The sequence below is a fragment of the Acutalibacter sp. 1XD8-36 genome (assembly GCF_009917525.1).
In the GTDB taxonomy this organism is placed as follows: domain Bacteria; phylum Bacillota; class Clostridia; order Oscillospirales; family Acutalibacteraceae; genus Acutalibacter.
In genome coordinates, this window is the sequence record NZ_QZDU01000001.1 from 1 (window position 1) to 20,252 (window position 20,252).

Genomic DNA, 20,252 nt, shown 5'->3' on the forward strand with positions numbered 1-20,252 from the left:
CATGAACATGAAGCACCTGGAGGCCTCTCTGGAGGACGCCTCCATCGCTGGCTGACTTTATTCAAGCCAGACCCTGCAATCTTATTTGCGAAAAATTCTTGGCACTACCCAGTATGGACGAATTTTTCAAGACCGCAGGTATGAAATCGGCGGGAAAAGTGGTATGTGCAAATGCAAAGAATAAGAAAGAACTGCCTAAGCGAACAATGAAAAAGATTGAGAGGTGTCTGAAATGAAATTATCCCATAAAAGAATCCTGTCCTTTACAGCAATTTTTCTTTTCCTTATTGTTTTGATTTTTACGGCGGTTTATCTGAAAAGCGTGGCAGATTATAAAAGGTCAGTAAAAGAAACAACATTCAGCAATTTAGATATTTCCATTGTTCCCGATGGAGTTTATGTCGGAGAATATGACGTGAATTTTGTTTATGCCAAAGTGGAAGTAACGGTTCAAAACGGAGTGATTACAAACATTGGTATTCTGGAGCATAAAAACGGGCGTGGAAGCCGCGCAGAAGTTGTTGTTGACAGAATCATTGAAGAACAGAAAATAGAAGTTGACGCAGTATTGGGGGCAACAAATTCAAGCACCGTCATAAAGAAAGCTGTTGAAAATGCCTTAACAGGGGAAAATAGAAAATGAGCAAGAAAACAGAGTGGATTTATTGCCCTGTCTGCGGAAGCAAAACAAGGTTACAAATTCGGTTAGATACAGAATTGAAAAATTTTCCTCTTTACTGTCCGAAGTGTAAACAGGAAAATTTGATTGACGTAAAAGAATTGCATATAACCGTTATCGAGAAAAAATTTTAATAAAGTGAAGAGCCAGACGCATAAAAGACGCAGAGCCGACAGACTTGTGAGAAATCACAGTTTGTCGGCTCTCTTTATGTTCAAGAAAGCAATTTTTACAAAATCAGCAGATTGTGTATTACAGCTAACAAAGGGTATCGTGATGGAATGTAAAGTATGTCAGCAACAAAATCGTATAGCCATTGACCTGTCAAAAAAAGCCAAGCCATTAACAAGGACTATTGCGCCTATGGATATGAATACACACATCATGTAGTATGTCTTAATAACTCACATTACCCAAACGCCTGTACCGCTTCATGTTGTATGGGCGTTTGTTGTAATAGCCCCCTACCGGGAAGAAAGGGGGTGAGTGAAAATGAGATATTCTGAACAGTTCACGGAACATATCGAATATGCGTTCAATGCGTTCTGCAAGATTGTCCTGCGCCATGAAGCCATTAACGCATGGCGAGATTTGAAGCGGAAAGCGGAACGAGAAATATCCCTTTACTATCTAATGTCAGAGAGATATTTTGAACCGTCTGCTATGGACAGTTACTTTGAAAAACGGGACAAGCCGACTGTATTTCTTGTGTTTGGAAAGGAAGTTATCGTTGATGATGAACGGTTAGCAACGGCATTATCGAAATTGCCGAAATTGCGTCGGGAAGTCTTGCTATTGTATTATTTTGTCGGCTATCGTGATGAAGCAATCGGCAGACTGTACAGGCGTTGCAGAAGTACAATAAACAGTCGAAGAAATGTTGCGCTGAAACAGTTGCGGAAAGAATGGGAGAGATTGAAACATGAGGAACAAAAAACTGATACCTTTTGAGGTAATTCAAAAAGCTGTTGTCGGAGAGCCGGAAGCGGTAGACGCAGTATTGCGGCACTACACCGCATATATCAAATCCCTATCTATGTATAAGGGGCATATCAATGACGACACACAGGACAGATTAAAAACAAAACAGGTTGAAGCCATATTGAAATTCCGTTTCGACCAATAAGGAGGTAGCAAAGTCGGGAAAAGCTGTCAAGGGTAAACTTCGCGCTACGCGCCCTTGACAGCTTTTCCCGACTTTACTAATGGGCAGTCAAGAGGGCGAAATCAGTAAACCGCTTTCGCCCTCAGTTTATTATGGGAGTTGTTACGCAGTAGAGGTTATTTTGCCCTTGATTTATGCGGCTTTGTGGGCATTGAAATGACGGGGTAAGGGTTTTATATGTCTGCCCTCAAAAACAGCGTTCTATTGCGTAACAGAACAAAAGTGAATAGCATTAACTTGGGAAATTGAAAATATGTAATAAATGTGATATGCTTGTATGTGTGAAAAAATAATCAAAATTAAGGGGTTTACTATGAATAATTTACTTGTTGGAAATGGAATCAATATTCAATTTAATAAAACGGACTATACCTCTCAGCAAATTGTGCTTAGAATTTTAAAGAATTGTGATAGAGATGATTTTCCGTCACATATCATTGTAAATTTCCCTTATTTGTTAAAAAATTATATTGGACAGCTTTATTTAGAATCACGAAAAATCATTTTAGGTGATTATGATAACTATACATTTGGTTCTGCCGAAAAAAATTCGTTGGTTTCATTTAAAAAACAATACACTGATAAAATTAATATGCTAAGAATTACAGATATCGGATTTGAAGATTACTACTTAATTCATGATTTAGTCTGCCACAAAATGAAAGTATATAATCCAGAACAGTTTTATATAAGAGAATCCATGAAAGTTGCATACCTATATTCAATTTATAATGACAGAAAAATAAATCAGTTATATAAAAATTATCCTAGATTGTTTATTGAATTTCTTATAAAATTTGACAATATCTTTACGACTAATTATGATTCAAATATTGAATTAGCTACAGGGAAAGAAATTTTTCACATTCATGGTCAATTTGATAAAAAAAGTGATGTCTATATTACATCTTCTTTTAGAAATCAACTTCCAGATGCTCCAATTAAAGAAATTGATGTTGATGAAAATTACTTTTATCTTTATTCAAATGCAATGACTACACATTGTGGAGCATATAAAGAGTTTCAATTAAAGCAACATTCACAAGCAAATAGTTGCGTGGAAAAAATGGCTTTAGCGTATAATACTGATTCTAAAATTAAGCAAGAAGTAGATGCTTGGACTCATAATACCAATACGCTTACAGCAAACCTTGGCTATGCTATCCAGCTTAAAGCATCTAATTCTTCGTTAACTTTTACTGACAATTATCACTTTGATTAATTTAAATCTATTTCTGGAACGTTGGAAATCCTTGGTTTGTCTCCATGGAATGATTTTCATATTTTTGAATCCATCAATCTTGCTGATTTAGAAGAATGTGTATATTATTTCTTTGATAAAAGTGAATGTAACATAATTAGAAATATCTTGCCAAATCTTTTTAAACAAGGAAAACTCAAATTTGAATCAGTTGAAACATTTTGGGAGAATTGTTATGAAAACTAAAACTATTATAAAGACTAAAAATGAATTTATAAAATGGATAGGTATTGCAAACCTTTTTGCAAAAAGTATGATTTCACCCAATGATGCTCTTAAACAATTTAACAATCTCGACTCAACACAACGTATAAAGATAAAACAATTATTTGAAGAATATGATAAGATTCGGAGAGTAAAGATTCCAAAGGGAGAAGTTGATGTCGCGTGGGAACTTTCTGTAATGGTTGATGCACATATTATTGCTACAGATTTTAACATAGACCCTCTAACTGCTGTTATGTGTGTTGCTCCGGTCTGTAAAGCTAACGAAAGGGTAGTTTTTAAATAATTGTACCTTTTCTAGTGAAACAAAATACTGCTTTATAAGTTAATATCGAAACTCAACAAAAAAACAGAAAGCTGACTGCTTTTTGAAGTAATCAACTCTCTGCTTTTATTTGCACTCTGTTTGTCAGCGTTGATAATAAGTTGTTGTAAATACTTCCTTATCAACGTAAAATCAAGGAATTCCGGGATTTATCTTTGGCAGGGGCAGAAGGATTCGAACCCTCGGCACGCGGTTTTGGAGAACGGTAATATACATTTTAACTGTTTGCTTCTCGTGTTATTTGGTGTTACCTAGTGCTGAAAATTGGCTAAAAACCTGAAAAAAAGCCTTATGAAGGCTAAAACAGGCGTTCGAATATGCAAGTTTTATGCATATTTGATAGACAAATTGATAGACAGAAAAACAGTAATATGATAGACAACTGTTTCAGCGGCTCTTTATCCGGTTTATATTTTTAGGCAAACCTTACATCCCCTCTTATTTTTTCGCTCGTGTATTATAATGTTTATATCTTCTTTATCAAATGGCTGTTATGAAAATCTATTGTGATTCGCATTGTACAATAATTATTCCTTTTCGTTTGGAGGTATAATTACCGTAAATAATTTATTATCATATGAATCCAGTTCTTTTATTGTTTTCTCAAACCTATACACTCTTGGTTTTGGTAAAGAGGTATCGGTTTGTGAAGGTTTCATAGCTAATCTGTATGGTCGATTATGTTCATCTAACCCATTTAATCCGCCATTCATCTGAAAAACTTCTGGATGACGAATCAGCTTAATTTCACCTTCATCGGCTAAAAGATTCACAGCGATGTGTAGTTCATCGATCGAACCATTGCAATAATTTGATGGGTCGATTAAAAATTTGTTAGATTTGGTCATATCATATGTATTTTTATATTCCATGTTAATTTCCCACGTTGCCACATCCCCAACTTTCAAGTCATCTCCAACTGTTGGTGAATTCCACAAATGAAGGTGCGGACTCTTATAACCTTCAGTATATAAAGACATATGTACGTAATTCAATTTATCAATTTCATCCTTATCGTTCATTGATATACGAAAACGAGGGGTGAATTTCTTATTGGATATGTCAGTTTTAGTATTATTTGACGAAAGTGTAGTAAAGAAAATACCTCGCACTCCCTTTGTCGCAGTTGCATGTTGGAATGAATAATGAATTGACAGTTTGCAATTATCACATCTCTTTGGATTTGGCAGCTCAATCTGGTAGGTAACCTCTACTCTCTCAATGTTAAAATGATTTTTAGTATTAACTTTCAACCCTGCCTTTCTTGAAGCTAGATATGTACAAACCAAATAAGCAGGATAGTCAGTAGATTTCAATTCATTAAATACGCTGCTATAGTATCGATATCGCTTATATATTTGCAGCAAAAAATAACTAAAAGATGCTATGGATGCTAGTAAAAGTAAAAATGCTTTCCAATCCATCTTGCTTCCTAAATTTATTAACCAACCGTCTGATGCAATGAAAGTTATAAGTCCTGTTGATGTTTTAACTGCAAACTCTAGATTATCTTTTTTGAAAAAAGTGCATATTTCATGTTTTATTCTGGCTATAAGTTTTTTGAAAGTATCTTTCCTGCTTTTTTTCTTCATTTTTAAATCCCCTTCCAGATATGTCATGAATCATCTTATATATAGTCGGAATAATTTTTAATAAAATTAGTTATAATATTTCATCCTCTCTCGATTTTTTTGAATCCTTCAAGGAAAAAAATAAGGGAAACTTTTTGAAACCTTCAGTACAGCAGATACTTCATTTTTTATAGTTTACCTAAAACAATAAGAAATATTTTCCTAGTTGATTCATTATCCGTAATCATATAGAATGTGATTGAGAACATTGTCCGAATTCTATCCTAGATTAAAGGAGAGCTCGGGTATGGTTATCAATAATGAATCAAGTTGTCCAAAGTGCGGAGGTAAATTGAAATATTACGATAGAGTTGAGAGAATTGTACGGACGAAAGGCCGCCGTACCAAGTGGGTAACAGTACGCCGCCTGAGATGTTGCAGATGTGGTATGCTGCACAGAGAGCTTCCAGAGTATGTATATCCGTATAAACAGTATGAGATGGAAGTCATCACGGGTGTTTTGGATGGGATAATTACATCAGACACCCTTGGATATGAGGATTATCCTTGTGGTATGACCATGGCAAACTGGATTTCGCATAAATCCCAGTTCCTCTTATGAATACATACTTAGGAGGTTCACTATGGCAAACAAGAATACCGACATGGATAAAGAGATGGTAAAGCTACTTGAGCACTTTGCGCAAGAGTACCACAAGATAGTTGTAAAAGAAACTGTAACGCTGGTTATGCTATGCGCCGGGGCATCGGTTCTGGCATTTTTTACCGTTGAGAGTATAAAGCAGTGTGTTCGGGAACATAACTTCAGAAAGATGTATAGAAAAAAGAAGTGAGGGGCCAGCACGGCCTCTTTCTTTTTTTGCTCCGCGAAATTCGCAATGCTGCTTGATAAACTATCCATTTCCGCCAGTTCATCTGTTAGCTACTCTCGAAGACGTTGAGGAGTACAATAAAATGCTGGAGGCGTATTATCCGCAAAAATCGCAGGCTCTGTTATGAAAGGAGGCGTAGTGAATGAACAAATCTGACCTTTTGAAAGGCTTGAGTCTTCTTGCCGCAGGAGCCGGTTTAGTATTGAACATACTGAACAGTTTTATCGATGACAAGAAGATGGAGCAAAAGATTGAGGAAAAAGTGAATGAAGCGCTGTCCAAAAGAGAGCAGGAGTCCTGACAGGGACTCTTTCTCTTTATATTTTTACAATCGAAAGGAGAGTCAGAAATGGCTAAGATCAATTTTTCAGCCATTGCCAAAACTTTTGGCCGAGGTTTGAAGGAACGAAGTCCTGAAATCCTGGTTGGTATAGGTATCGTCGGAATGATAGGTGCAGCTATTATGGCGGTAAAGGCTACACCAAAAGCCTTGGAGCAGATTAAAGAAACTGAAAGGGAAACGAAGGAGTCGCTCACTCCTAAAGATACTTTCAAGGTAACGTGGAGGAATTATGTTCCGTCCGTAGTAACGGGGACGCTCTCGGCGGCCTGCATTATTGGCGCAAATTCTATACACCTGCGTAGGAAAGCAGCCTTGTCGGCGGCATGCGCTTTGTCAGAAACAGCATTGGCAAACTTTAAATCCCATGCCATCGAGCGTATCGGCGAAAAGAAAGTTAAGGAGATTGCGGACGACGTTGCAAAAGAGCAAATTGGTAAGAATCCGGTTTCTGACAAAGAGATCATCTTCACGTCTAAGGGCAATACCCTTTGCTACGACCCATGGTGTGGCAGATATTTCAGAGGAGACATAGACTACATCCGGAAAGCAGAATATTATCTCAATCAAGAGATGCAGTCTATGGGTTATACATGGACGATATTTTGGACCAGTACGGTATCGTCAGTGTCAGCGATTTGTACGAGGCGGCGGATATTGACACAAATAACTACACGCTCAATAAAATTGGTTGGACAAGTATCCGCAGCGCAGATATTATTCGGGTTCGAGATGGGTGGATGATTAAATTTCCAAAACCAGCCCCCATGCTGAATTATTATAACCGTACTATCGAGCCTATTCTGTCTGCTATTGCCACTGAACTAAAGCGTAAGTTCCTGACTAAAACAGCTCGCTCTCAAAAGCAGTCGGTTGAGTTCTATCGCGACCCGTTCCGTTTGGTACCGGTCAGCAGCATGGCTGAGATCGCTGACAAGTTTACCAGGAATGAAATCATGACGTCCAACGAGATCCGGCAGATTGCTGGTATGATGCCGTCCAGCGATCCGAAAGCCGACGAATTGAGGAACTCAAATCTAAGTGCTCCAAATGGGGGGATACCCATCAAATTCCGAGAAGGAGGAAAATCAAAATGAAGCCAAAGAAGTATGACTTTGGAGGCTGGGCCACCCGAAACAATCTGCGCTGCTCCGATGGTAGGACCATTGTGAGAGACGCATTCAAAGATTGCGATGGATTGACCCGGCCTCTGGTCTGGAATCATCAGCACAATAGTCCTGATAATGTTCTCGGTCATGGCAGATATTTCTTCACAGCTCCAAAAAATACTGGAAGCCATATATGGCGAAGAGGTCCGAGGTTCTATCCATGACGCTCTGGCGGCCATGAATGTGGAGTCAAACGCCGCCATGAAGTTTGCGGCTACGGCAAAGGATTCCGCTATGAACAGCGCTGCTGCCGCAAAGGCATCAGAGGAGAAAGCAGCCCTGTCCGAATCAGCAGCCAAAGAATCCGAAACTAACGCCGCTGCATCAGAGCAAGCAGCGTTGGAAATCTGTGTGCCGACCCTGGAAGAGCTTATTGTCCAGCACTGCGTAGTGAACGTTCTCAAGCCCATGTTCTATAAAGGTATGTATGAGCACAGCTATGCCAGTCTGCCGGGGCGAGGTTCCCACAAAGCCAAAAAGGTCATCGAGAAGTGGATTCGCACTGACGCAAAGAATGTAAAGTATGTCTTGAAAATGGACATCAGGCATTTCTTTGACAGCGTTCCCCACGATGTTCTCAAGGCAAAGCTCTCCAAACACATTCATGACGAGCTTATGCTGGATTTGCTGTTTAAGATTATTGACACCACGGACGAGGGGATTCCCCTGGGGTTTCATACCTCCCAGTGGCTGGCAAACTGGTTCCTGCAAGGATTGGACCATTACATCAAGGAACAGCTCCAAGCAGCCCATTATGTCCGGTATATGGATGATATGGTGATTTTCGGCAGCAATAAGAAAGCCCTCCACAAGATGCGTCAGGCAATTTCGGAGTATCTTGGGAAAGAGCTTGGTCTAGCGTTAAAAGGAAATTGGCAGGTGTTCCGTTTCTCCTATGTGAAGAATGGCGAATACCTGGGGAGAGACCTTGACTTTATGGGATTCCGGTTTTACCGGGACCACACTGTTTTGCGAAGAAGTATCATGTACAAGGCTAGTAGGAAAGCGAAAAAACTTGCGTCAAAGGCCCGGCCAACTGTTTACGACGCCCGGCAGATGCTGTCGTATCTGGGCTGGATCAAGTCCACAGACACCTATGCTATGTATTCAAAATGGATTAAACCTTATGTCAACTTTAGGAAATTGAGACGAAAGGTATCCAAGTCTGACAAGAATAATCCCTTACAGATATATTACCGGCTGGCGAGGGTTTATCAAACATAAAAGGAGGCGGTTTCATGGAACCTACTTACCGGTATTCCGAAAGCACCGTCCGGCCAGAGCAGGTCCAGATTTCCGGCGATACCGTATATCTGCGCAAGGACATCAAAGAATCCAAGCGTGAGGATATGGACGGCGGGACAGTCAGCTATTGGACGTACCAGGAGGCGGCTATGTCTACAGAGGAGTTCAACCGAAATTCCAGTGCTCTTCTTCTGAAGAGGCAGTTGAACAGTGACGGCGACATGCTGGCCATTATGGAGGCCATGGCTGATATGTATGACGTGCTGGCTATGCTGATGGAGTAAAAGCAGAAGAAAGGAAGACAATCATGCACTTTACCAAAGAAATCTGTTTGAAGATAGATGGCATTGATGAGTTGACTGCGATAGCAGAGAAAGCTCAGCGGCAGTTGGACGAACTGATAGATACCGTGCAGGAACTGAATCGCGTGCAAATTCGGGTGGAAGCGAGTCTAAACGACGAGAGATCTCCGGGGAAGATTCCGAAGGAAACATGTCTGAAAAATTGATATGGACTTCGTTACCGTCTGGTATTTGGTTATGGTGCAAGAGAAGAGTACAAATCGAAAGGGCTGTTGACATGGTAAACATCTACTGTACGCTTATCATCAATAAGCGAAGGAGCTTTGATGACATCCGGGAGGACTTCAAAGAAAAAGTAAAAGCCCGGCTGAAAGAACTCGGTTACGACCAGAACGGCAACAAGCTGGAGGCGTAACCGTGCTTTTTTATATTTTAACTAAACTTCTGATTGGAGGTAACAACATGGTTGCATTGTATGTAGCGCTCATTATCAACGGCAGGCGGTCTTTCGACAAGGTGCCCGACAAGTTCAAGGATGCGGTCAGGGCTGACCTGGAGGCCCTGGGCCTTACCGAGAACGGCGACCCGGTGTAAGGTGACCGCCTATGGTTGACACCGGAAGTTGGGTGCTGGTCAGCAGGAGGCTGCCGCCATATTCCAGACCGGATTCTAAGGCAATCGAGTCCTGGTGCGGTCTTTCTGCTGATCTTGATATGCTGCCCAAAACAGGATGTACAGGCAGCACGGCTTATTGCATCGACACAGGAGACCGTTACATGTTTGAGGAGACTACCGATACCTGGTATCCCATGCCATCCTCGGGTGGCAGCGGTTCGGCTCCAGAGGGGGTGGAGTCCTACACAGGATCGTACAGCGTGACCCCGAAAGCGTCCGTGACGCAAATCCTGCCCACCTCCAGCAAATACATGAAGAACAATGTTACCGTGGCTAAAATCCCATATTCCGAGACGAGCAACGCCTCTGACGGTACCACGGTAAGCATTGCAGCAAGCTGATGGAGGTGATGGATAATGGAAGGTGAATTCATTTCACGAGCTGAGCACGAGGAGTTCCGGCGCAGTATGGACGCCGAGCACCAGCGTCTGGAAGACGAAAATAACCGTCAGAACCGCCGCTTAGAAATCCTGGAAAGCGCCACTAAACAAATCGGGGACATTTCTACATCGGTAGAAAAGCTAGCTCTGAACATGGAGAATATGCTAAAGGAGCAGATTTCCCAGGGTAAACGCTTGACCGTGCTGGAGAGCCAGGATGGGCAGAAGTGGCGTCAGTTTGTGGGATATATCTTTGCAGCCGCTGTGGGTGTTATTGTCGGATTTTTGTTTAAGCAGGCCGGGATTTTTTAACATCAAATATCATGAAGTGGGAGGAATAATCTATGGATTTTGGAAAGGCAATCGAGGCAATAAAGGCGGGTAGGAAAGCATCCCGCGCTGGATGGAACGGCAAAGGCCAGTATATCGAGCTGGCTGCCTGCGTCAGCTATAAAAATGCAGCCGGAGAAATCATCAACGTAAATCATCAGGCGCTTGGCAACAATGCGATTGCGTTTGTCGGTACTTCCGGCGTGCAGCTCGGTTGGCTGGCCTCCCAGGCAGATATGCTTACCGAGGATTGGCAGATTCTACCTGACTGAAAGGAGTACAATCCAAAATGAAGAAAGCAATGATCAGTCAGCCATGGCTGACAAGACTGACGAGGAAATTTCTGCTGTCAGAGAAAGGGCTGTAGCTGTTCTTCGTGGCATGGGCTACGAGGTGGTTGATACCCTGTTTGGGGGTGATTTCTACAGCGACGAACAGATGAGGGAGCGTGGCATCACTCAGATTCCGCTCTATTTTCTGGCAAAATCTCTGGAGAGCATGAGCCTGTGCGACACGGTCTACTTCTGCAAGGGCTGGGAGAACGCTCGTGGCTGCAAGTTCGAACACGCGATCGCCGGGGCATATGGCCTAAACATTATGTACGACGAGTAGGAGGGTTCTTGTGAGAGCCATTATTATCGAAGGAAGTGTTAAGGAAATTTCTGAGTTTATAAAAGGGCTCGAAAAAGAAAAACCATTTATGATCTCGAAATGGAGATTTACGAGAAAACGCATTCAGGGCATAAAAGAACCATTTTTAGCTCAGAGGAAGCACTGAAAGAAGACAAGGACATTTCTGAGCATTTTGCAGCAAATAAGGAGTGATTCAAAATGAACATCAACTGGAAAGTACGTATTGCGAACAAGCAGTTCTGGTTCTCGCTGGTACCGGCGATTCTGCTGGTTATCCAGGCTGGCGCGGCCATCTTTGGTTATACTGTGAATTTCGGCGAGCTTGGAAACAGCCTGCTGGCTTTTGTGGACGCAGTGTTCGTTATCCTGGTGCTGTTGGGCATCGTCAATGACCCCACCACTGCCGGGTATGGTGACAGTCATCGGGCAAGGCATTACGAGACTCCTTGGGAGGATTAACCTATGCCGGAAACTGTAACCAAGAGCATCAACAAAGTCATCTACAACGGCGAGGTACTTATTGACCTGACCGCCGATACTGTGACCGCGGACAACCTGCTGAAGGATGTCACGGCCCACGACAAGTCCGGCTCGGCGATTATCGGCGCTTGTCCCTTTGACGTGGATTCTTCCGATGCTACCGCCGCGGTCGGCGAACTGCTGGAAGGCAAGACCGCCTACGCCAGAGGGGCAAAGATTACCGGCGCCATGAAGGACAACGCCGCTGTCGCTGGGGTGATTGCCACCAAGGAGCAGGAGTACACCGTTCCACAGGGCTACCACGATGGTTCGGGTAAGGTGTCCATCGACGCCAACGAACAGGCCAAACTGGTTCCCGGCAACATCCGAGAGGGCGTGACTGTCCTGGGTGTTGAGGGTACTATGTCCGGTAGCGAGGACTCCAAACCCCAGGCCAAGAGCGTAATACCCTCCGCGGAGGAGCAAATAGTTCTTCCCGACGAGGAGTACAACTGCCTGTCCCAGGTGACAGTGGCGGCGATTCCCTATGTGGAAGCGGAAAACGCGGCCGGAGGCACCACCGTAACCATTGGCTGAAGGAGTGAGCCAGATGGCTGTAAATAAAGTTATAGCGAACGGCAAAGTCCTGATCGACCTGACTGGCGACACGGTAACCGCCGGTTCGCTGAAAAAGGGCGTGACAGCCCATGATAAGGCCGGTGAGATTATCACTGGAACGCTTGACCAAAGTGAAGAAATGGATGACATTGACCGGGCACTGACGTATGGATTCTCTGAGGGAACAAGAACATTTACGGATGACGGTACTGTCGTAGCGCGGGACTCTGCCGGCAGGACGCTGACTCGGACGTTCTCCGAAGATGGGAAGACGTGTACGTCCGTACTCGCCGATGCAGACGGAGTAGAGTTGGGAACGATGGTGAAGACCTACGGGGAGGACTTCTCCCAGGTCACCATCACAGACTGGCACGGCAATGCCAAGGTCAAGAAAATTTCGTACAGCGGTTCGCAGGTGGATGTGACCGTTGAGTAGGTAGAAGAACCCGGCTGTCTAAGAGATATCATCTCTCGATGGCCGGGACTTCTTTTATATTTAAGGAAGTTCTACGCTTTATCAAGGAAAAGGAAAAGGAACTGTCGGGGCAAACAGTTCCTTAACACTTCTGCGACAAACTATTCGATGGGGAGCATCAAAGAACACTTCGTTGCAATGATTGAATTTTTCTCCGCACAATTACGGAGAAAACGTAAAAATGATGATATCAATCAAAAATTTTGCGGTTTATAGCTAACCGACCAATTTCAATCTCTTTCTACGGGCCTGAGCGGTAACTTCAGTGTTGATGTAATCGGAATGCGCTTGGACGAACGCTTCTATATACATTATACCAACCGCATCATTGTATTGCTGAATACCGCCCATCTCCGTAAAAACATGGTGATTAAAAGCCGCCGCACCAGCAACACGCTTTCCATCCTTATTTATATAAGAAAAATCAGGATTTTTTGTCACATTTTTCACCTCTTTCCTTTCCCTTGATAAAGCGTAGAATAATCCTCCTAACGTGGCTCCCATGCACGCCATAGCAGGAGACATATACGCTTTCCAAAATATATTATAGTCTATTGGTCAGAGAAAGTCAATCAAAAACAAGAAAGAGGGATTGCCATGAGTCGAGAATTGGGAAGACGGATAGCAGATTTACTGCATAGCAAAGGAATGCTGCAAAAAGAATTGGCCGAGCGGATCGGTCTGACTGAATCCACCATATCAAGGTACATCTCTGGGAAAAGAGATTCGAACCCAGAAGTGCTCGCAAACATTTCAACCGTACTTTGTACCTCGTCGGATTATCTGCTTGGGAAGGTAAATATAGACATTGAAAGCAAGACAATGGCTGTTGAGATAGATCGAAACAAACTGCAAGCCGTTATAGATCAACTTGAGCAATTGAGGTTGGTGTTAAATGAAACCATAAGTACATTGACGACCCTTAAAAAGGAGGATCGCCATGTTCTCTGATTATCCAGACGTTGTATCCATCGCAGAATTACAGTCCATGCTCCGCATAGGTCGTAACACAGCCTATGACCTATTGAAAAGCGGCGCAATCTCGTCCATACGAGTCGGCAAACGCTACATCATCCCCAAAACCAGTGTAATAGAATTTTTGGCACGCGGTTTGCATTCAGAGCCGGGAAGTGTTATAATGTTCCCATCGGATGAAGCCGCTGACAGCCTGGAAAGGAGTATAATGTAATGGCTATCACCGGTTTTGTGACAACCAAGCGCGGCAAATATTACGCCGTACTGAATCTTTATGATGAAATGGGCCAGCGTAAGCAGAAATGGTTCCCTACGGACCTGCCTCTCAGAGGAAACAAACGCAATGCCGAGAGAATCCTGCGGGATTTGATTGAGGAGTGGGAGAGCAAAGAAACACCCTTCTGCGCGATGACATTTGATGAGTATCTTGAGCAGTGGATCGAAACGGCAGACGCCGATATCAAGCCCAATACATACCGTATGTACCAGCTTAATGTGGCGAATCATATCCTGCCATACTTCAAACGGCACCGTATCATGCTGCAAGACCTGAGACCCATGCACCTGGAGGACTTTTACCACTATTTGCAAACGGAAGGCAGTAATATGCGTACGAACAAGCCTTTATCGGCCGCAACCATCAAGCATATGCATCAGTTGATTTCCAAGTCTCTTACGGATGCTGTGCGGAGAGGGCTTATCAACTTTAACCCGGCCTCTGCTGCAAAGACTCCGAGGGCCGAGCGGTATGTGGGAAGTTTCCTCAATCCAAGCGAACTTGACGAGCTATTGGCATTGTTTATTGACAGCCCTGTAGAGCTGCCAGTCAATCTGTGCGCTATCTATGGATTTCGCAGGAGCGAAGTTCTTGGTCTCAAGTGGGAGAATGTGGACTTCGAAACGGGTTCTATTACCATTGCCGAGACCTTACAACAAGGGGTAGGCGGAAACTACGTCGACACCCCTAAAACGCACAGCAGTTATCGGACACTGCCCATGACCAACTCCGCGCGCCTGATGCTGAAAGATCAGCACAAGAAACAAAAACGCCGTCAAGCTGCTCTTCGCAGCCGCTATATCAAGAGCGACTACGTTTGCACCTTTGACGACGGAACTGTCATTTCGCCAAACTACCTATCCAGAACGTTTCACAAAATCATATCAGAAAGCGACTTGCCAAACGTCCGTTTGCACGATTTGAGACACAGCGCGGCCTCAAATTTGCTCAACATGGGGTTCTCCATAGTGGAAGTGCAGCAATGGCTTGGTCATGGAAGCGCGTCAACCACGTTAGATTTTTACGCCCATGTTGACAAAAAAGCCAAAGAAAATATGGCTGACGCGATGGAAAAGGCGTTAAAAAACCGCGTGCAGTGAAACATGTCTGATAGACAAATGATAGACAAGGCGGTTTTGGCTGATAGAAAGAAAAAAGAAAAGCCCGAAACTCCTAGAAGTTCCTGGCTTTTTTGGCAGACCATCACAGAGCATATACGATTGGCTATCTCCGGCCACAGTCTCGGCATCCGTGACCAGCTCTCGGGATATTGTGTTATTTTTGCCGGAATAGTTGAATGCAATCCGTATGCGGTCATCCCAAAGATAAACCGCATTCACAAAAGAATCAATAACTTTCCGGCGGAAGTCCTGGCTCTTGCGGTCACCGTCCCGGAACCGCTCCATCCAGTAGATGATCTGCTCTCGTTCCAGGTGTGTGTGCGATGCGATCTCCAAATCTATGGAGCGTTTCAGTTCCACCGCCTCATGCTCCAACTCCAGCAGGCGGCGCTTGGTGTTTTCAGTAATGATGCCCTTTTCAATGGCTTTCATTAGGTTAGCGGTGGCCTTTTCGTTTTCAGACTTCTGCTCTTGCAGCATGCTCAATTCTGCAGACGCGCCCTCGCGTTCCTGATAGGCCATCACTGCATCGGCGATCCACTGTATCACATCCGGCTGAAGAACATACCGCAGGGTTGCATCCACTACGACTCTCTCAAGATAATCCTGACGAATGTGTTTCTTTTTACAGTCCTTTTCAAGTCTCCGGCGCTGGCAGGAGTAGTAATAATGCAGTTGCCCCAGGTGCCCGGTGCCGGATATGCCAACCATGTGTGAGCCGCACATCCCACAGAATAGCTTTCCTGTTAAGAGATATTCATTGCCCTCGCGCTTACGGCCTTGGGCATTTTTCTTTGTTTTCAATCTGCGGTCCACCTCCCAAAAAATTTCTGGCTTGATAATCGCGGGGACACCGCCCTCAATGCGGACATCAGAAAAGTGGTACACCCCAATATAGGATTCATTGTGCATCATGTTTTGAAAGCTGCTACGGTTCCAAAGACCACCGCTCCGGGTCTTGATTCCCCGGCCATTTAGGTCGTTGATAATCTCTACAAAAGGTGTACCAGCGGCAACCTTCTGGAAAATCTCCCGGACGATCTCTGCCTGGGCCTCGTGTATTTCAAATTTGCCGTCCGCCCCTTTGCGGTACCCATACGGCAAACTACCGCTGTTCACCTTGCAATCCAGGGCGTTGAAGTGCATCCCCCGGCGGACGTTCTGGGAGAGATTCGCGGAGTAATACTCCGCCGAGCCCTCCAGTACCGATTCCAGCAGGATACCCTCCGGCCCATCGGGAATGGCCTCCTTTGCGTAAAGCACCTTGACTCCGTGTTTCTTAAGACGGTATTTATAGGTGGCGCTGTCATAGCGATTCCGCGCAAAACGGTCCACTTTCCAGGTGATGACGTACTGCCAGTGGCCTCGCTCGGCATCCCGGAGCATCCGCTGAAATTCCGGGCGCTTGTCGTTGGTGCCAGTCAGGTGGCGGTCGGCGTAAACCTTAACGATTTCCAGATTGTTCATCCGGGCGAACGCCTCGCAGTCCGCAACCTGCTGCTCGATAGAAGCGTCGTTCTGGGAATGGGAGGAATACCGGGCATAGATTACGGCGAATTGTGTATCTGGCGGCTGTGCTTTTCGAGCCATGCCCATATCCTCCTTTCGAGCCCCTTGCCTATATGGCGGGGGCTTTTTTTATTTTATGCCATCTTCTCCCCAATGCCTGCGGTACCATCGGAGGCTTGTAATTTTTCCGCCGCTTTTTTCTGGTCTTCAAGTTCGGCACGGTACCGAGCTACCTCGGCATCAATATCAATATCTGCAGCTGCATTGTATTCATCAACTGGTACTTCCGGGACATAGACACTGGCAGAACTATCATTGGGTGTAACCGTACCAGAAATTGCAGCAGCAACATCAAGCAGATAATCCATCACTGCCTGACGGTTTTCTGGCTTTAGGTTCAAAAACTTTTCAATCAAAATCTGTTCTGCCCTACTAATTCCGCGCTCTTTGACAAGGGCATCAAGTGCATTGGTGGCTTCCGGCTCGAACATTTCCCCTGCACCCGTGCGGATCCAATCTTCGCTTATATCAAATTCCCGACAAATAGCTAAAATAACCTGATCAGAAGCGTTCCTACCTCCAGACTCGATTAGAGAAACACTGTTAGATTTAATGCCAATGCGTTTCCCAAAATCCTGCTGGGTCAAGTCCATCTGGCGGCGTATTTTCCTTACACGTTCGCCCAAAGTCATTAATCCGTTCACCTCCTGCTGACATATATCATAGCACATCAAGTTCGCTCTGTCAATAAAAAGTTTCTAAGTCAAAGAAAAACGCTTGACAAATGTAGCTAAGCGAGATATAATAATCACACAGTCAAAGAAAAGAGGGGGGGTGAGCACATGACAGAGCAGAGGTACACAGCCCAGCAAGCCGCAGAGGGTGTACTGTTCTACGACACGCTGAAAAGCGTGCCCGAAGATAAACAGGACATCGTAGCCCTGATGGCTGAGGCATTCATCAACGGCATGAACGCTCAGGAGCAGCTGGCGGCTAAGGCACAGCAGGGGGCATAGTCCCTCAGAGATAATCAACGGAGGGAGGCAAGCCCCATGCAGGGATTGAATGAGCCCCATGTCATCACGAAAGAGATTCCTTCGAGCATCCAATTCACTCTGGCCCAGGCCGCATTCGAAGCTATTAAGCGGGACTTCGAGCGGCCTGAGGTTAGGGAAGATTACGAACGGTGGAAAGCGGCAAGAGCCAAAGCTGCAGGAACCGCTGCACAAAAAACCACATAGAAAGGACTATGAAGATGGCAAGATTTTATTTTACATATGGCACAGAGGGCCAGCCTTATTGTGGCGGCTGGTCAGTGGTGGAGGCTCCGGACAGGAGCAGGGCAGAGGTTGCTTTCCAAGCCTACCACCCAGATAAAATGAAAGACGTTCTGAATTGCAGCAGCGTTTATGATGAGGCCCTTTTCCAAAGCACCATCATGGCGGCAGAAGGTAGTTTGGGCGCCCGCTGCCATGAGATCATCCGATTAAGCCGGGAAGTGCTTACCGTGGAAGGAGACCCCCATGCCGATGAAGATTGAGCGACGCGAGCCGGTGAACCTATTCCGAAAGCAAAACCACTGGCGGCTCCGCGACCATATCCGGCTGGCTGTTGTAGTCAAATACGCCGCTCTGACGCTGGCCGGAATCCTGCTTTTCCGGGCCGGGCAGGCCCGCGCCCTGGCCGAGCGGGGATACGAGGCGTTTGGTGGAGAAGTTTTCGCCTTGTTTTTCCCCTTATTTTACTGGATGATGTCCCGTATTATCCGGGATATCCTGGGGATGAGGGGGAAAAAGACTTGGTGGCAAAATTAATACAGGAAATGATTACCATGCTCTGCGGCATTGTTTCCCTGGTTTACATCCTCCGGCAGCAGCGAATCATCCAGCTTCAGAACGAGGCGATTAGGAATTACCGGGAAACCCTGACGCTGCGGGAGGAAACTATCCGGCTTTATAAGGAAGTGTTCGGCATGATGGATAAGCAGACTGCGCAGCTGAAAGCCATACTGCTGCAGAAGGCAGGACGTGAATAAGAAAAGCCGCTCCCCGGCTGGCACCGGGAAAGCGGCAGGCTTAAAAAACCACTATCATTATATCGGGAAAGGAACCGGTTGTCAATGAAAATGGCATTGCAGGGAGCCACCCTCATTCTGATTGAGGTGGACACAGCCCAATTTACCATTATCAAGAGCTGGAACAAAATGCGCTGGGACAAGACCACAAAGCAACTGCGCGGTACCGCCGACCTGGAACTGCTGGACAAGCTCTCGGGGCTGGTTCGGCTGGCCCCCAGCGTGGAAGCCCGCCGCCAGGAGCTGCGCCGGGTGCTGGATGCAGTAGATAGGGAGCGCACGAACCCCGAGCCCAAGCCTTTTTATAAGTACCCGGTGAAGTTGCCGCTGTATGCCCATCAGGTGAGAGGGGCAAATATGGCCCTGCTGGAGTTTGGCTGGGTACCGCCGGAGGGGAATATTCTCCGGCTGAAGGACTGGAAAGGGTGATTTCAATGAAAGAGTCGTGGATTGTTTTTTACTTGCAAGACAAAGAACTATGCGCGATTACCGTTCGAGGGAGTTTTCCTGGCGAGATTACAGCCACAAAAGAACAATTAGCTGTGGAGCATGGCTGTAGCAAGAAAGAAATCCATACAGAAATTATCGTTAGATAAAAGGGGGCATCCGATGAAATTACCCATGAGCGATGCCGAAATCGCAAGGCGTTACCGCAACGCCCTTGACCCGAAAAAGGCGGTCAAGATCCTGGCTCAGCTTAACGGAGCCGGTCCTTCGGACATTACTGCTGCGCTGATCCGGGAGGGGGTAGTGCTGGACACGCCCCCGCCGACCCGCAAGAAGCGAAAGCGGCTGGATCAGCAGGAAGCCCGACGGCTCTATGACCTGAGCCTCAATGACGGTCAAATAGCTGACAAGCTGGGAGTGTCGCCCGGCAGCGTGTACCACTGGAGATACCGCAATGGCCTCCCGGCCAGAACGACCACGGGCTATCACCAGCGGCGGAGAAAGGAAGGGTGTGCATGAGGAAAAAGGTCTTAGAATTAAATGCTGAATGCCAGCAATGCGGTAAAAGATTTCACGTTAAGCCCTCTGCACTAAAGCACACTAAGTTTTGTAGCAAGGAGTGCCATGATATCGCACAAACCAAAGGGGAAATCATATCGTGCGCCACTTGCGGTAAAGAGTTTCGCGTATCGCCATCATTACTTCGGGAAAGGAATTTCTGTAGCAATGAATGCAGGCTCAAGTGGTTAAGCAAACACGTCAAGGAAGAGATGAATGTCCCCGGTCACAGTGTGAGGCATAAAGCACCGCACCTTACCGCTTTGAACCAGGAACGAAATCCTAAGTTGGCATTGGAGCAAGACGCAGCATACCGAGGCATTTATACCAACCATCGCAGAATCATGGAACAACACCTGGGCAGAAAGCTAAAGCCCTGGGAGGATGTCCACCACATCAACGGTATTCACTCGGACAACCGAATAGAAAATCTAGTAGTCATGCCGCACCGCGAACATATGAAATTACACTGGCGGCTTGCCAAAGAAAGGGGTGTGATTTAATGCAAACAGGAACAAGCAAAGGCTTCGGATTCCTGTTTGAATA

General features: G+C 45.3%; 39 protein-coding genes. 35 read left to right on the forward strand and 4 right to left on the reverse strand.

Translation table 11 applies throughout. The features are described from left to right. The first annotated feature begins 232 nt into the window (after window positions 1-232). The 6 genes from D5270_RS00005 to D5270_RS00030 all read left to right on the forward strand — a co-directional run bounded on the left by D5270_RS00005 (window position 233) and on the right by D5270_RS00030 (window position 3,616). On the forward strand, window positions 233-643 hold the full coding sequence (locus D5270_RS00005) for an FMN-binding protein (RefSeq protein WP_166542177.1): 411 nt from the start codon (window positions 233-235) through the stop codon (window positions 641-643). Next, entirely contained in the window at window positions 640-813 is a 174-nt protein-coding gene (locus tag D5270_RS00010) for a cysteine-rich KTR domain-containing protein (RefSeq protein WP_160208122.1), read from the forward strand. Before D5270_RS00005 ends, D5270_RS00010 begins: the two co-directional genes overlap by 4 nt. A 358-nt stretch (window positions 814-1,171) precedes the next feature. Continuing rightward, entirely contained in the window at window positions 1,172-1,630 is a 459-nt protein-coding gene (locus tag D5270_RS00015) for an RNA polymerase sigma factor (protein ID WP_166542178.1), read from the forward strand. Continuing rightward, window positions 1,602-1,805, forward strand: coding sequence for a helix-turn-helix domain-containing protein (locus tag D5270_RS00020; protein WP_166542179.1), 204 nt, complete (start codon window positions 1,602-1,604; stop codon window positions 1,803-1,805). Before D5270_RS00015 ends, D5270_RS00020 begins: the two co-directional genes overlap by 29 nt. A 352-nt stretch (window positions 1,806-2,157) precedes the next feature. Then, window positions 2,158-3,066, forward strand: coding sequence for a hypothetical protein (locus D5270_RS00025; protein ID WP_243150016.1), 909 nt, complete (start codon window positions 2,158-2,160; stop codon window positions 3,064-3,066). Between the two features lie 214 nt (window positions 3,067-3,280). Then, complete coding sequence (locus D5270_RS00030; RefSeq protein ID WP_166542180.1) at window positions 3,281-3,616, forward strand: hypothetical protein; 336 nt, start codon at window positions 3,281-3,283, stop codon at window positions 3,614-3,616. 566 nt (window positions 3,617-4,182) lie between these two features. On the opposite strand, the gene D5270_RS00035 is transcribed toward D5270_RS00030, so the two are convergent. Continuing rightward, a complete protein-coding gene (locus tag D5270_RS00035) occupies window positions 4,183-5,247 on the reverse strand; it encodes a hypothetical protein (protein ID WP_166542181.1) in 1,065 nt (354 codons plus the stop codon). Window positions 5,248-5,533: 286 nt separating this feature from the next. Here D5270_RS00035 and D5270_RS00040 point away from each other — a divergent pair, with 286 nt between their 5' ends. The 18 genes from D5270_RS00040 (at window position 5,534) to D5270_RS00120 (ending at window position 12,706) form a co-directional block, all read left to right on the forward strand. Continuing rightward, window positions 5,534-5,848, forward strand: a complete 315-nt coding sequence (locus D5270_RS00040; protein ID WP_166542182.1) for a DUF6431 domain-containing protein — start codon at window positions 5,534-5,536, stop codon at window positions 5,846-5,848. Window positions 5,849-5,870: 22 nt separating this feature from the next. Then, a complete protein-coding gene (locus D5270_RS00045; protein WP_166542183.1) occupies window positions 5,871-6,080 on the forward strand; it encodes a hypothetical protein in 210 nt (69 codons plus the stop codon). 181 nt (window positions 6,081-6,261) lie between these two features. Next, window positions 6,262-6,420 carry a hypothetical protein gene (locus D5270_RS00050; protein ID WP_166542184.1) on the forward strand — a complete coding sequence of 53 codons (159 nt, stop codon included), beginning with the start codon at window positions 6,262-6,264 and terminating at the stop codon, window positions 6,418-6,420. 48 nt (window positions 6,421-6,468) lie between these two features. Then, on the forward strand, window positions 6,469-7,203 hold the full coding sequence (locus tag D5270_RS00055) for a DUF6353 family protein (RefSeq protein ID WP_166542185.1): 735 nt from the start codon (window positions 6,469-6,471) through the stop codon (window positions 7,201-7,203). Window positions 7,204-7,226: 23 nt separating this feature from the next. Further along, window positions 7,227-7,556, forward strand: coding sequence for a hypothetical protein (locus D5270_RS00060; RefSeq protein WP_442858580.1), 330 nt, complete (start codon window positions 7,227-7,229; stop codon window positions 7,554-7,556). A gap of 159 nt (window positions 7,557-7,715) precedes the next feature. After that, window positions 7,716-8,852 (forward strand): reverse transcriptase/maturase family protein, encoded by a 1,137-nt coding sequence (locus tag D5270_RS00065; RefSeq protein ID WP_442858581.1) that lies wholly within the window; start codon window positions 7,716-7,718, stop codon window positions 8,850-8,852. A 14-nt stretch (window positions 8,853-8,866) separates the two neighbouring features. After that, window positions 8,867-9,157 (forward strand): hypothetical protein, encoded by a 291-nt coding sequence (locus tag D5270_RS00070; protein WP_166542173.1) that lies wholly within the window; start codon window positions 8,867-8,869, stop codon window positions 9,155-9,157. Between the two features lie 47 nt (window positions 9,158-9,204). After that, the gene (locus D5270_RS00075; RefSeq protein ID WP_166542186.1) at window positions 9,205-9,381 is read left to right on the forward strand and encodes a hypothetical protein; all 177 of its coding nucleotides are present in this window, start codon (window positions 9,205-9,207) and stop codon (window positions 9,379-9,381) included. A gap of 71 nt (window positions 9,382-9,452) precedes the next feature. Further along, window positions 9,453-9,590, forward strand: coding sequence for a CD1375 family protein (locus tag D5270_RS00080; protein ID WP_166542187.1), 138 nt, complete (start codon window positions 9,453-9,455; stop codon window positions 9,588-9,590). A gap of 47 nt (window positions 9,591-9,637) precedes the next feature. Continuing rightward, window positions 9,638-9,769: a CD1375 family protein gene (locus D5270_RS17020; protein ID WP_279286456.1), complete on the forward strand. Its 132-nt coding sequence runs from the start codon at window positions 9,638-9,640 to the stop codon at window positions 9,767-9,769. 182 nt (window positions 9,770-9,951) lie between these two features. Beyond that, window positions 9,952-10,191: a hypothetical protein gene (locus D5270_RS00085; RefSeq protein WP_166542188.1), complete on the forward strand. Its 240-nt coding sequence runs from the start codon at window positions 9,952-9,954 to the stop codon at window positions 10,189-10,191. 15 nt (window positions 10,192-10,206) lie between these two features. Then, on the forward strand, window positions 10,207-10,542 hold the full coding sequence (locus tag D5270_RS00090) for a hypothetical protein (RefSeq protein WP_166542189.1): 336 nt from the start codon (window positions 10,207-10,209) through the stop codon (window positions 10,540-10,542). 32 nt (window positions 10,543-10,574) lie between these two features. Next, window positions 10,575-10,832, forward strand: coding sequence for a DUF2829 domain-containing protein (locus D5270_RS00095; protein ID WP_166542190.1), 258 nt, complete (start codon window positions 10,575-10,577; stop codon window positions 10,830-10,832). Window positions 10,833-10,875: 43 nt separating this feature from the next. Next, window positions 10,876-11,172 carry a DUF4406 domain-containing protein gene (locus tag D5270_RS00100; RefSeq protein ID WP_243150017.1) on the forward strand — a complete coding sequence of 99 codons (297 nt, stop codon included), beginning with the start codon at window positions 10,876-10,878 and terminating at the stop codon, window positions 11,170-11,172. Between the two features lie 10 nt (window positions 11,173-11,182). After that, window positions 11,183-11,338: a hypothetical protein gene (locus D5270_RS00105; RefSeq protein WP_166542191.1), complete on the forward strand. Its 156-nt coding sequence runs from the start codon at window positions 11,183-11,185 to the stop codon at window positions 11,336-11,338. A gap of 53 nt (window positions 11,339-11,391) precedes the next feature. Then, window positions 11,392-11,652: a phage holin gene (locus tag D5270_RS00110; protein ID WP_166542192.1), complete on the forward strand. Its 261-nt coding sequence runs from the start codon at window positions 11,392-11,394 to the stop codon at window positions 11,650-11,652. Between the two features lie 3 nt (window positions 11,653-11,655). Continuing rightward, window positions 11,656-12,249 carry a hypothetical protein gene (locus tag D5270_RS00115; RefSeq protein ID WP_166542193.1) on the forward strand — a complete coding sequence of 198 codons (594 nt, stop codon included), beginning with the start codon at window positions 11,656-11,658 and terminating at the stop codon, window positions 12,247-12,249. 13 nt (window positions 12,250-12,262) lie between these two features. Further along, entirely contained in the window at window positions 12,263-12,706 is a 444-nt protein-coding gene (locus D5270_RS00120; RefSeq protein WP_166542194.1) for a hypothetical protein, read from the forward strand. A gap of 255 nt (window positions 12,707-12,961) precedes the next feature. Here D5270_RS00120 and D5270_RS00125 read toward each other — a convergent pair whose 3' ends face one another. Then, a complete protein-coding gene (locus D5270_RS00125; protein ID WP_166542195.1) occupies window positions 12,962-13,249 on the reverse strand; it encodes a hypothetical protein in 288 nt (95 codons plus the stop codon). A gap of 93 nt (window positions 13,250-13,342) precedes the next feature. Here D5270_RS00125 and D5270_RS00130 point away from each other — a divergent pair, with 93 nt between their 5' ends. Genes D5270_RS00130 through D5270_RS00140 form a run of 3 tightly spaced genes read left to right on the forward strand, consistent with a single transcriptional unit; the run spans window position 13,343 to window position 15,097 of the window. Next, window positions 13,343-13,696 (forward strand): helix-turn-helix domain-containing protein, encoded by a 354-nt coding sequence (locus D5270_RS00130; protein ID WP_166542196.1) that lies wholly within the window; start codon window positions 13,343-13,345, stop codon window positions 13,694-13,696. Continuing rightward, window positions 13,686-13,934 (forward strand): helix-turn-helix domain-containing protein, encoded by a 249-nt coding sequence (locus D5270_RS00135; protein WP_166542197.1) that lies wholly within the window; start codon window positions 13,686-13,688, stop codon window positions 13,932-13,934. Before D5270_RS00130 ends, D5270_RS00135 begins: the two co-directional genes overlap by 11 nt. After that, window positions 13,934-15,097, forward strand: coding sequence for a tyrosine-type recombinase/integrase (locus D5270_RS00140; RefSeq protein ID WP_166542198.1), 1,164 nt, complete (start codon window positions 13,934-13,936; stop codon window positions 15,095-15,097). Before D5270_RS00135 ends, D5270_RS00140 begins: the two co-directional genes overlap by 1 nt. On the opposite strand, the gene D5270_RS00145 is transcribed toward D5270_RS00140, so the two are convergent. Together D5270_RS00145 and D5270_RS00150 are read right to left on the reverse strand one after the other, a co-directional pair. Further along, window positions 15,077-16,708, reverse strand: a complete 1,632-nt coding sequence (locus D5270_RS00145; RefSeq protein WP_166542199.1) for a recombinase family protein — start codon at window positions 16,706-16,708, stop codon at window positions 15,077-15,079. The genes D5270_RS00140 and D5270_RS00145 overlap by 21 nt on opposite strands. Before the next feature lie 53 nt (window positions 16,709-16,761). Continuing rightward, complete coding sequence (locus D5270_RS00150) at window positions 16,762-17,319, reverse strand: helix-turn-helix domain-containing protein (RefSeq protein WP_166542200.1); 558 nt, start codon at window positions 17,317-17,319, stop codon at window positions 16,762-16,764. Between the two features lie 150 nt (window positions 17,320-17,469). On the opposite strand from D5270_RS00150, the gene D5270_RS00155 reads away from it, so the two are divergent. From D5270_RS00155 to D5270_RS00190, 8 genes are all read left to right on the forward strand, one after another. Further along, entirely contained in the window at window positions 17,470-17,643 is a 174-nt protein-coding gene (locus D5270_RS00155; RefSeq protein WP_166542201.1) for a hypothetical protein, read from the forward strand. Window positions 17,644-17,679: 36 nt separating this feature from the next. After that, a complete protein-coding gene (locus D5270_RS00160) occupies window positions 17,680-17,868 on the forward strand; it encodes a hypothetical protein (protein WP_166542202.1) in 189 nt (62 codons plus the stop codon). A gap of 14 nt (window positions 17,869-17,882) precedes the next feature. Continuing rightward, complete coding sequence (locus tag D5270_RS00165) at window positions 17,883-18,167, forward strand: hypothetical protein (protein WP_166542203.1); 285 nt, start codon at window positions 17,883-17,885, stop codon at window positions 18,165-18,167. Further along, window positions 18,151-18,441 (forward strand): hypothetical protein, encoded by a 291-nt coding sequence (locus tag D5270_RS00170; RefSeq protein WP_166542204.1) that lies wholly within the window; start codon window positions 18,151-18,153, stop codon window positions 18,439-18,441. Before D5270_RS00165 ends, D5270_RS00170 begins: the two co-directional genes overlap by 17 nt. Then, window positions 18,429-18,662: a hypothetical protein gene (locus D5270_RS00175; RefSeq protein WP_166542205.1), complete on the forward strand. Its 234-nt coding sequence runs from the start codon at window positions 18,429-18,431 to the stop codon at window positions 18,660-18,662. The genes D5270_RS00170 and D5270_RS00175 overlap by 13 nt, the downstream gene beginning before the upstream one ends. A gap of 84 nt (window positions 18,663-18,746) precedes the next feature. Next, the gene (locus D5270_RS00180) at window positions 18,747-19,130 is read left to right on the forward strand and encodes a hypothetical protein (protein WP_166542206.1); all 384 of its coding nucleotides are present in this window, start codon (window positions 18,747-18,749) and stop codon (window positions 19,128-19,130) included. A 180-nt stretch (window positions 19,131-19,310) separates the two neighbouring features. Then, entirely contained in the window at window positions 19,311-19,667 is a 357-nt protein-coding gene (locus tag D5270_RS00185) for a hypothetical protein (protein WP_166542207.1), read from the forward strand. Next, on the forward strand, window positions 19,664-20,209 hold the full coding sequence (locus D5270_RS00190; protein ID WP_166542208.1) for an HNH endonuclease signature motif containing protein: 546 nt from the start codon (window positions 19,664-19,666) through the stop codon (window positions 20,207-20,209). Before D5270_RS00185 ends, D5270_RS00190 begins: the two co-directional genes overlap by 4 nt. Window positions 20,210-20,252 lie beyond the last annotated feature (43 nt).

Excerpts from the sequence above, each read along its gene's own strand:
- D5270_RS00005 (WP_166542177.1), top strand. The coding sequence starts at position 233 with ATGAAATTATCCCATAAAAGAATCCTGTCCTTTACAGCAATTTTTCTT.
- D5270_RS00010 (WP_160208122.1), top strand. The coding sequence starts at position 640 with ATGAGCAAGAAAACAGAGTGGATTTATTGCCCTGTCTGCGGAAGCAAA.
- D5270_RS00015 (WP_166542178.1), top strand. The coding sequence starts at position 1,172 with ATGAGATATTCTGAACAGTTCACGGAACATATCGAATATGCGTTCAAT.
- D5270_RS00020 (WP_166542179.1), top strand. The coding sequence starts at position 1,602 with ATGAGGAACAAAAAACTGATACCTTTTGAGGTAATTCAAAAAGCTGTT.
- D5270_RS00025 (WP_243150016.1), top strand. The coding sequence starts at position 2,158 with ATGAATAATTTACTTGTTGGAAATGGAATCAATATTCAATTTAATAAA.
- D5270_RS00030 (WP_166542180.1), top strand. The coding sequence starts at position 3,281 with ATGAAAACTAAAACTATTATAAAGACTAAAAATGAATTTATAAAATGG.
- D5270_RS00035 (WP_166542181.1), bottom strand. The coding sequence starts at position 5,247 with ATGAAGAAAAAAAGCAGGAAAGATACTTTCAAAAAACTTATAGCCAGA.
- D5270_RS00040 (WP_166542182.1), top strand. The coding sequence starts at position 5,534 with ATGGTTATCAATAATGAATCAAGTTGTCCAAAGTGCGGAGGTAAATTG.
- D5270_RS00045 (WP_166542183.1), top strand. The coding sequence starts at position 5,871 with ATGGCAAACAAGAATACCGACATGGATAAAGAGATGGTAAAGCTACTT.
- D5270_RS00050 (WP_166542184.1), top strand. The coding sequence starts at position 6,262 with ATGAACAAATCTGACCTTTTGAAAGGCTTGAGTCTTCTTGCCGCAGGA.
- D5270_RS00055 (WP_166542185.1), top strand. The coding sequence starts at position 6,469 with ATGGCTAAGATCAATTTTTCAGCCATTGCCAAAACTTTTGGCCGAGGT.
- D5270_RS00060 (WP_442858580.1), top strand. The coding sequence starts at position 7,227 with ATGCTGAATTATTATAACCGTACTATCGAGCCTATTCTGTCTGCTATT.
- D5270_RS00065 (WP_442858581.1), top strand. The coding sequence starts at position 7,716 with ATGGCAGATATTTCTTCACAGCTCCAAAAAATACTGGAAGCCATATAT.
- D5270_RS00070 (WP_166542173.1), top strand. The coding sequence starts at position 8,867 with ATGGAACCTACTTACCGGTATTCCGAAAGCACCGTCCGGCCAGAGCAG.
- D5270_RS00080 (WP_166542187.1), top strand. The coding sequence starts at position 9,453 with ATGGTAAACATCTACTGTACGCTTATCATCAATAAGCGAAGGAGCTTT.
- D5270_RS17020 (WP_279286456.1), top strand. The coding sequence starts at position 9,638 with ATGGTTGCATTGTATGTAGCGCTCATTATCAACGGCAGGCGGTCTTTC.
- D5270_RS00085 (WP_166542188.1), top strand. The coding sequence starts at position 9,952 with ATGTTTGAGGAGACTACCGATACCTGGTATCCCATGCCATCCTCGGGT.
- D5270_RS00090 (WP_166542189.1), top strand. The coding sequence starts at position 10,207 with ATGGAAGGTGAATTCATTTCACGAGCTGAGCACGAGGAGTTCCGGCGC.
- D5270_RS00095 (WP_166542190.1), top strand. The coding sequence starts at position 10,575 with ATGGATTTTGGAAAGGCAATCGAGGCAATAAAGGCGGGTAGGAAAGCA.
- D5270_RS00100 (WP_243150017.1), top strand. The coding sequence starts at position 10,876 with ATGGCTGACAAGACTGACGAGGAAATTTCTGCTGTCAGAGAAAGGGCT.
- D5270_RS00110 (WP_166542192.1), top strand. The coding sequence starts at position 11,392 with ATGAACATCAACTGGAAAGTACGTATTGCGAACAAGCAGTTCTGGTTC.
- D5270_RS00115 (WP_166542193.1), top strand. The coding sequence starts at position 11,656 with ATGCCGGAAACTGTAACCAAGAGCATCAACAAAGTCATCTACAACGGC.
- D5270_RS00120 (WP_166542194.1), top strand. The coding sequence starts at position 12,263 with ATGGCTGTAAATAAAGTTATAGCGAACGGCAAAGTCCTGATCGACCTG.
- D5270_RS00125 (WP_166542195.1), bottom strand. The coding sequence starts at position 13,249 with ATGGGAGCCACGTTAGGAGGATTATTCTACGCTTTATCAAGGGAAAGG.
- D5270_RS00130 (WP_166542196.1), top strand. The coding sequence starts at position 13,343 with ATGAGTCGAGAATTGGGAAGACGGATAGCAGATTTACTGCATAGCAAA.
- D5270_RS00135 (WP_166542197.1), top strand. The coding sequence starts at position 13,686 with ATGTTCTCTGATTATCCAGACGTTGTATCCATCGCAGAATTACAGTCC.
- D5270_RS00140 (WP_166542198.1), top strand. The coding sequence starts at position 13,934 with ATGGCTATCACCGGTTTTGTGACAACCAAGCGCGGCAAATATTACGCC.
- D5270_RS00145 (WP_166542199.1), bottom strand. The coding sequence starts at position 16,708 with ATGGCTCGAAAAGCACAGCCGCCAGATACACAATTCGCCGTAATCTAT.
- D5270_RS00150 (WP_166542200.1), bottom strand. The coding sequence starts at position 17,319 with ATGACTTTGGGCGAACGTGTAAGGAAAATACGCCGCCAGATGGACTTG.
- D5270_RS00155 (WP_166542201.1), top strand. The coding sequence starts at position 17,470 with ATGACAGAGCAGAGGTACACAGCCCAGCAAGCCGCAGAGGGTGTACTG.
- D5270_RS00160 (WP_166542202.1), top strand. The coding sequence starts at position 17,680 with ATGCAGGGATTGAATGAGCCCCATGTCATCACGAAAGAGATTCCTTCG.
- D5270_RS00165 (WP_166542203.1), top strand. The coding sequence starts at position 17,883 with ATGGCAAGATTTTATTTTACATATGGCACAGAGGGCCAGCCTTATTGT.
- D5270_RS00170 (WP_166542204.1), top strand. The coding sequence starts at position 18,151 with ATGCCGATGAAGATTGAGCGACGCGAGCCGGTGAACCTATTCCGAAAG.
- D5270_RS00180 (WP_166542206.1), top strand. The coding sequence starts at position 18,747 with ATGAAAATGGCATTGCAGGGAGCCACCCTCATTCTGATTGAGGTGGAC.
- D5270_RS00185 (WP_166542207.1), top strand. The coding sequence starts at position 19,311 with ATGAAATTACCCATGAGCGATGCCGAAATCGCAAGGCGTTACCGCAAC.
- D5270_RS00190 (WP_166542208.1), top strand. The coding sequence starts at position 19,664 with ATGAGGAAAAAGGTCTTAGAATTAAATGCTGAATGCCAGCAATGCGGT.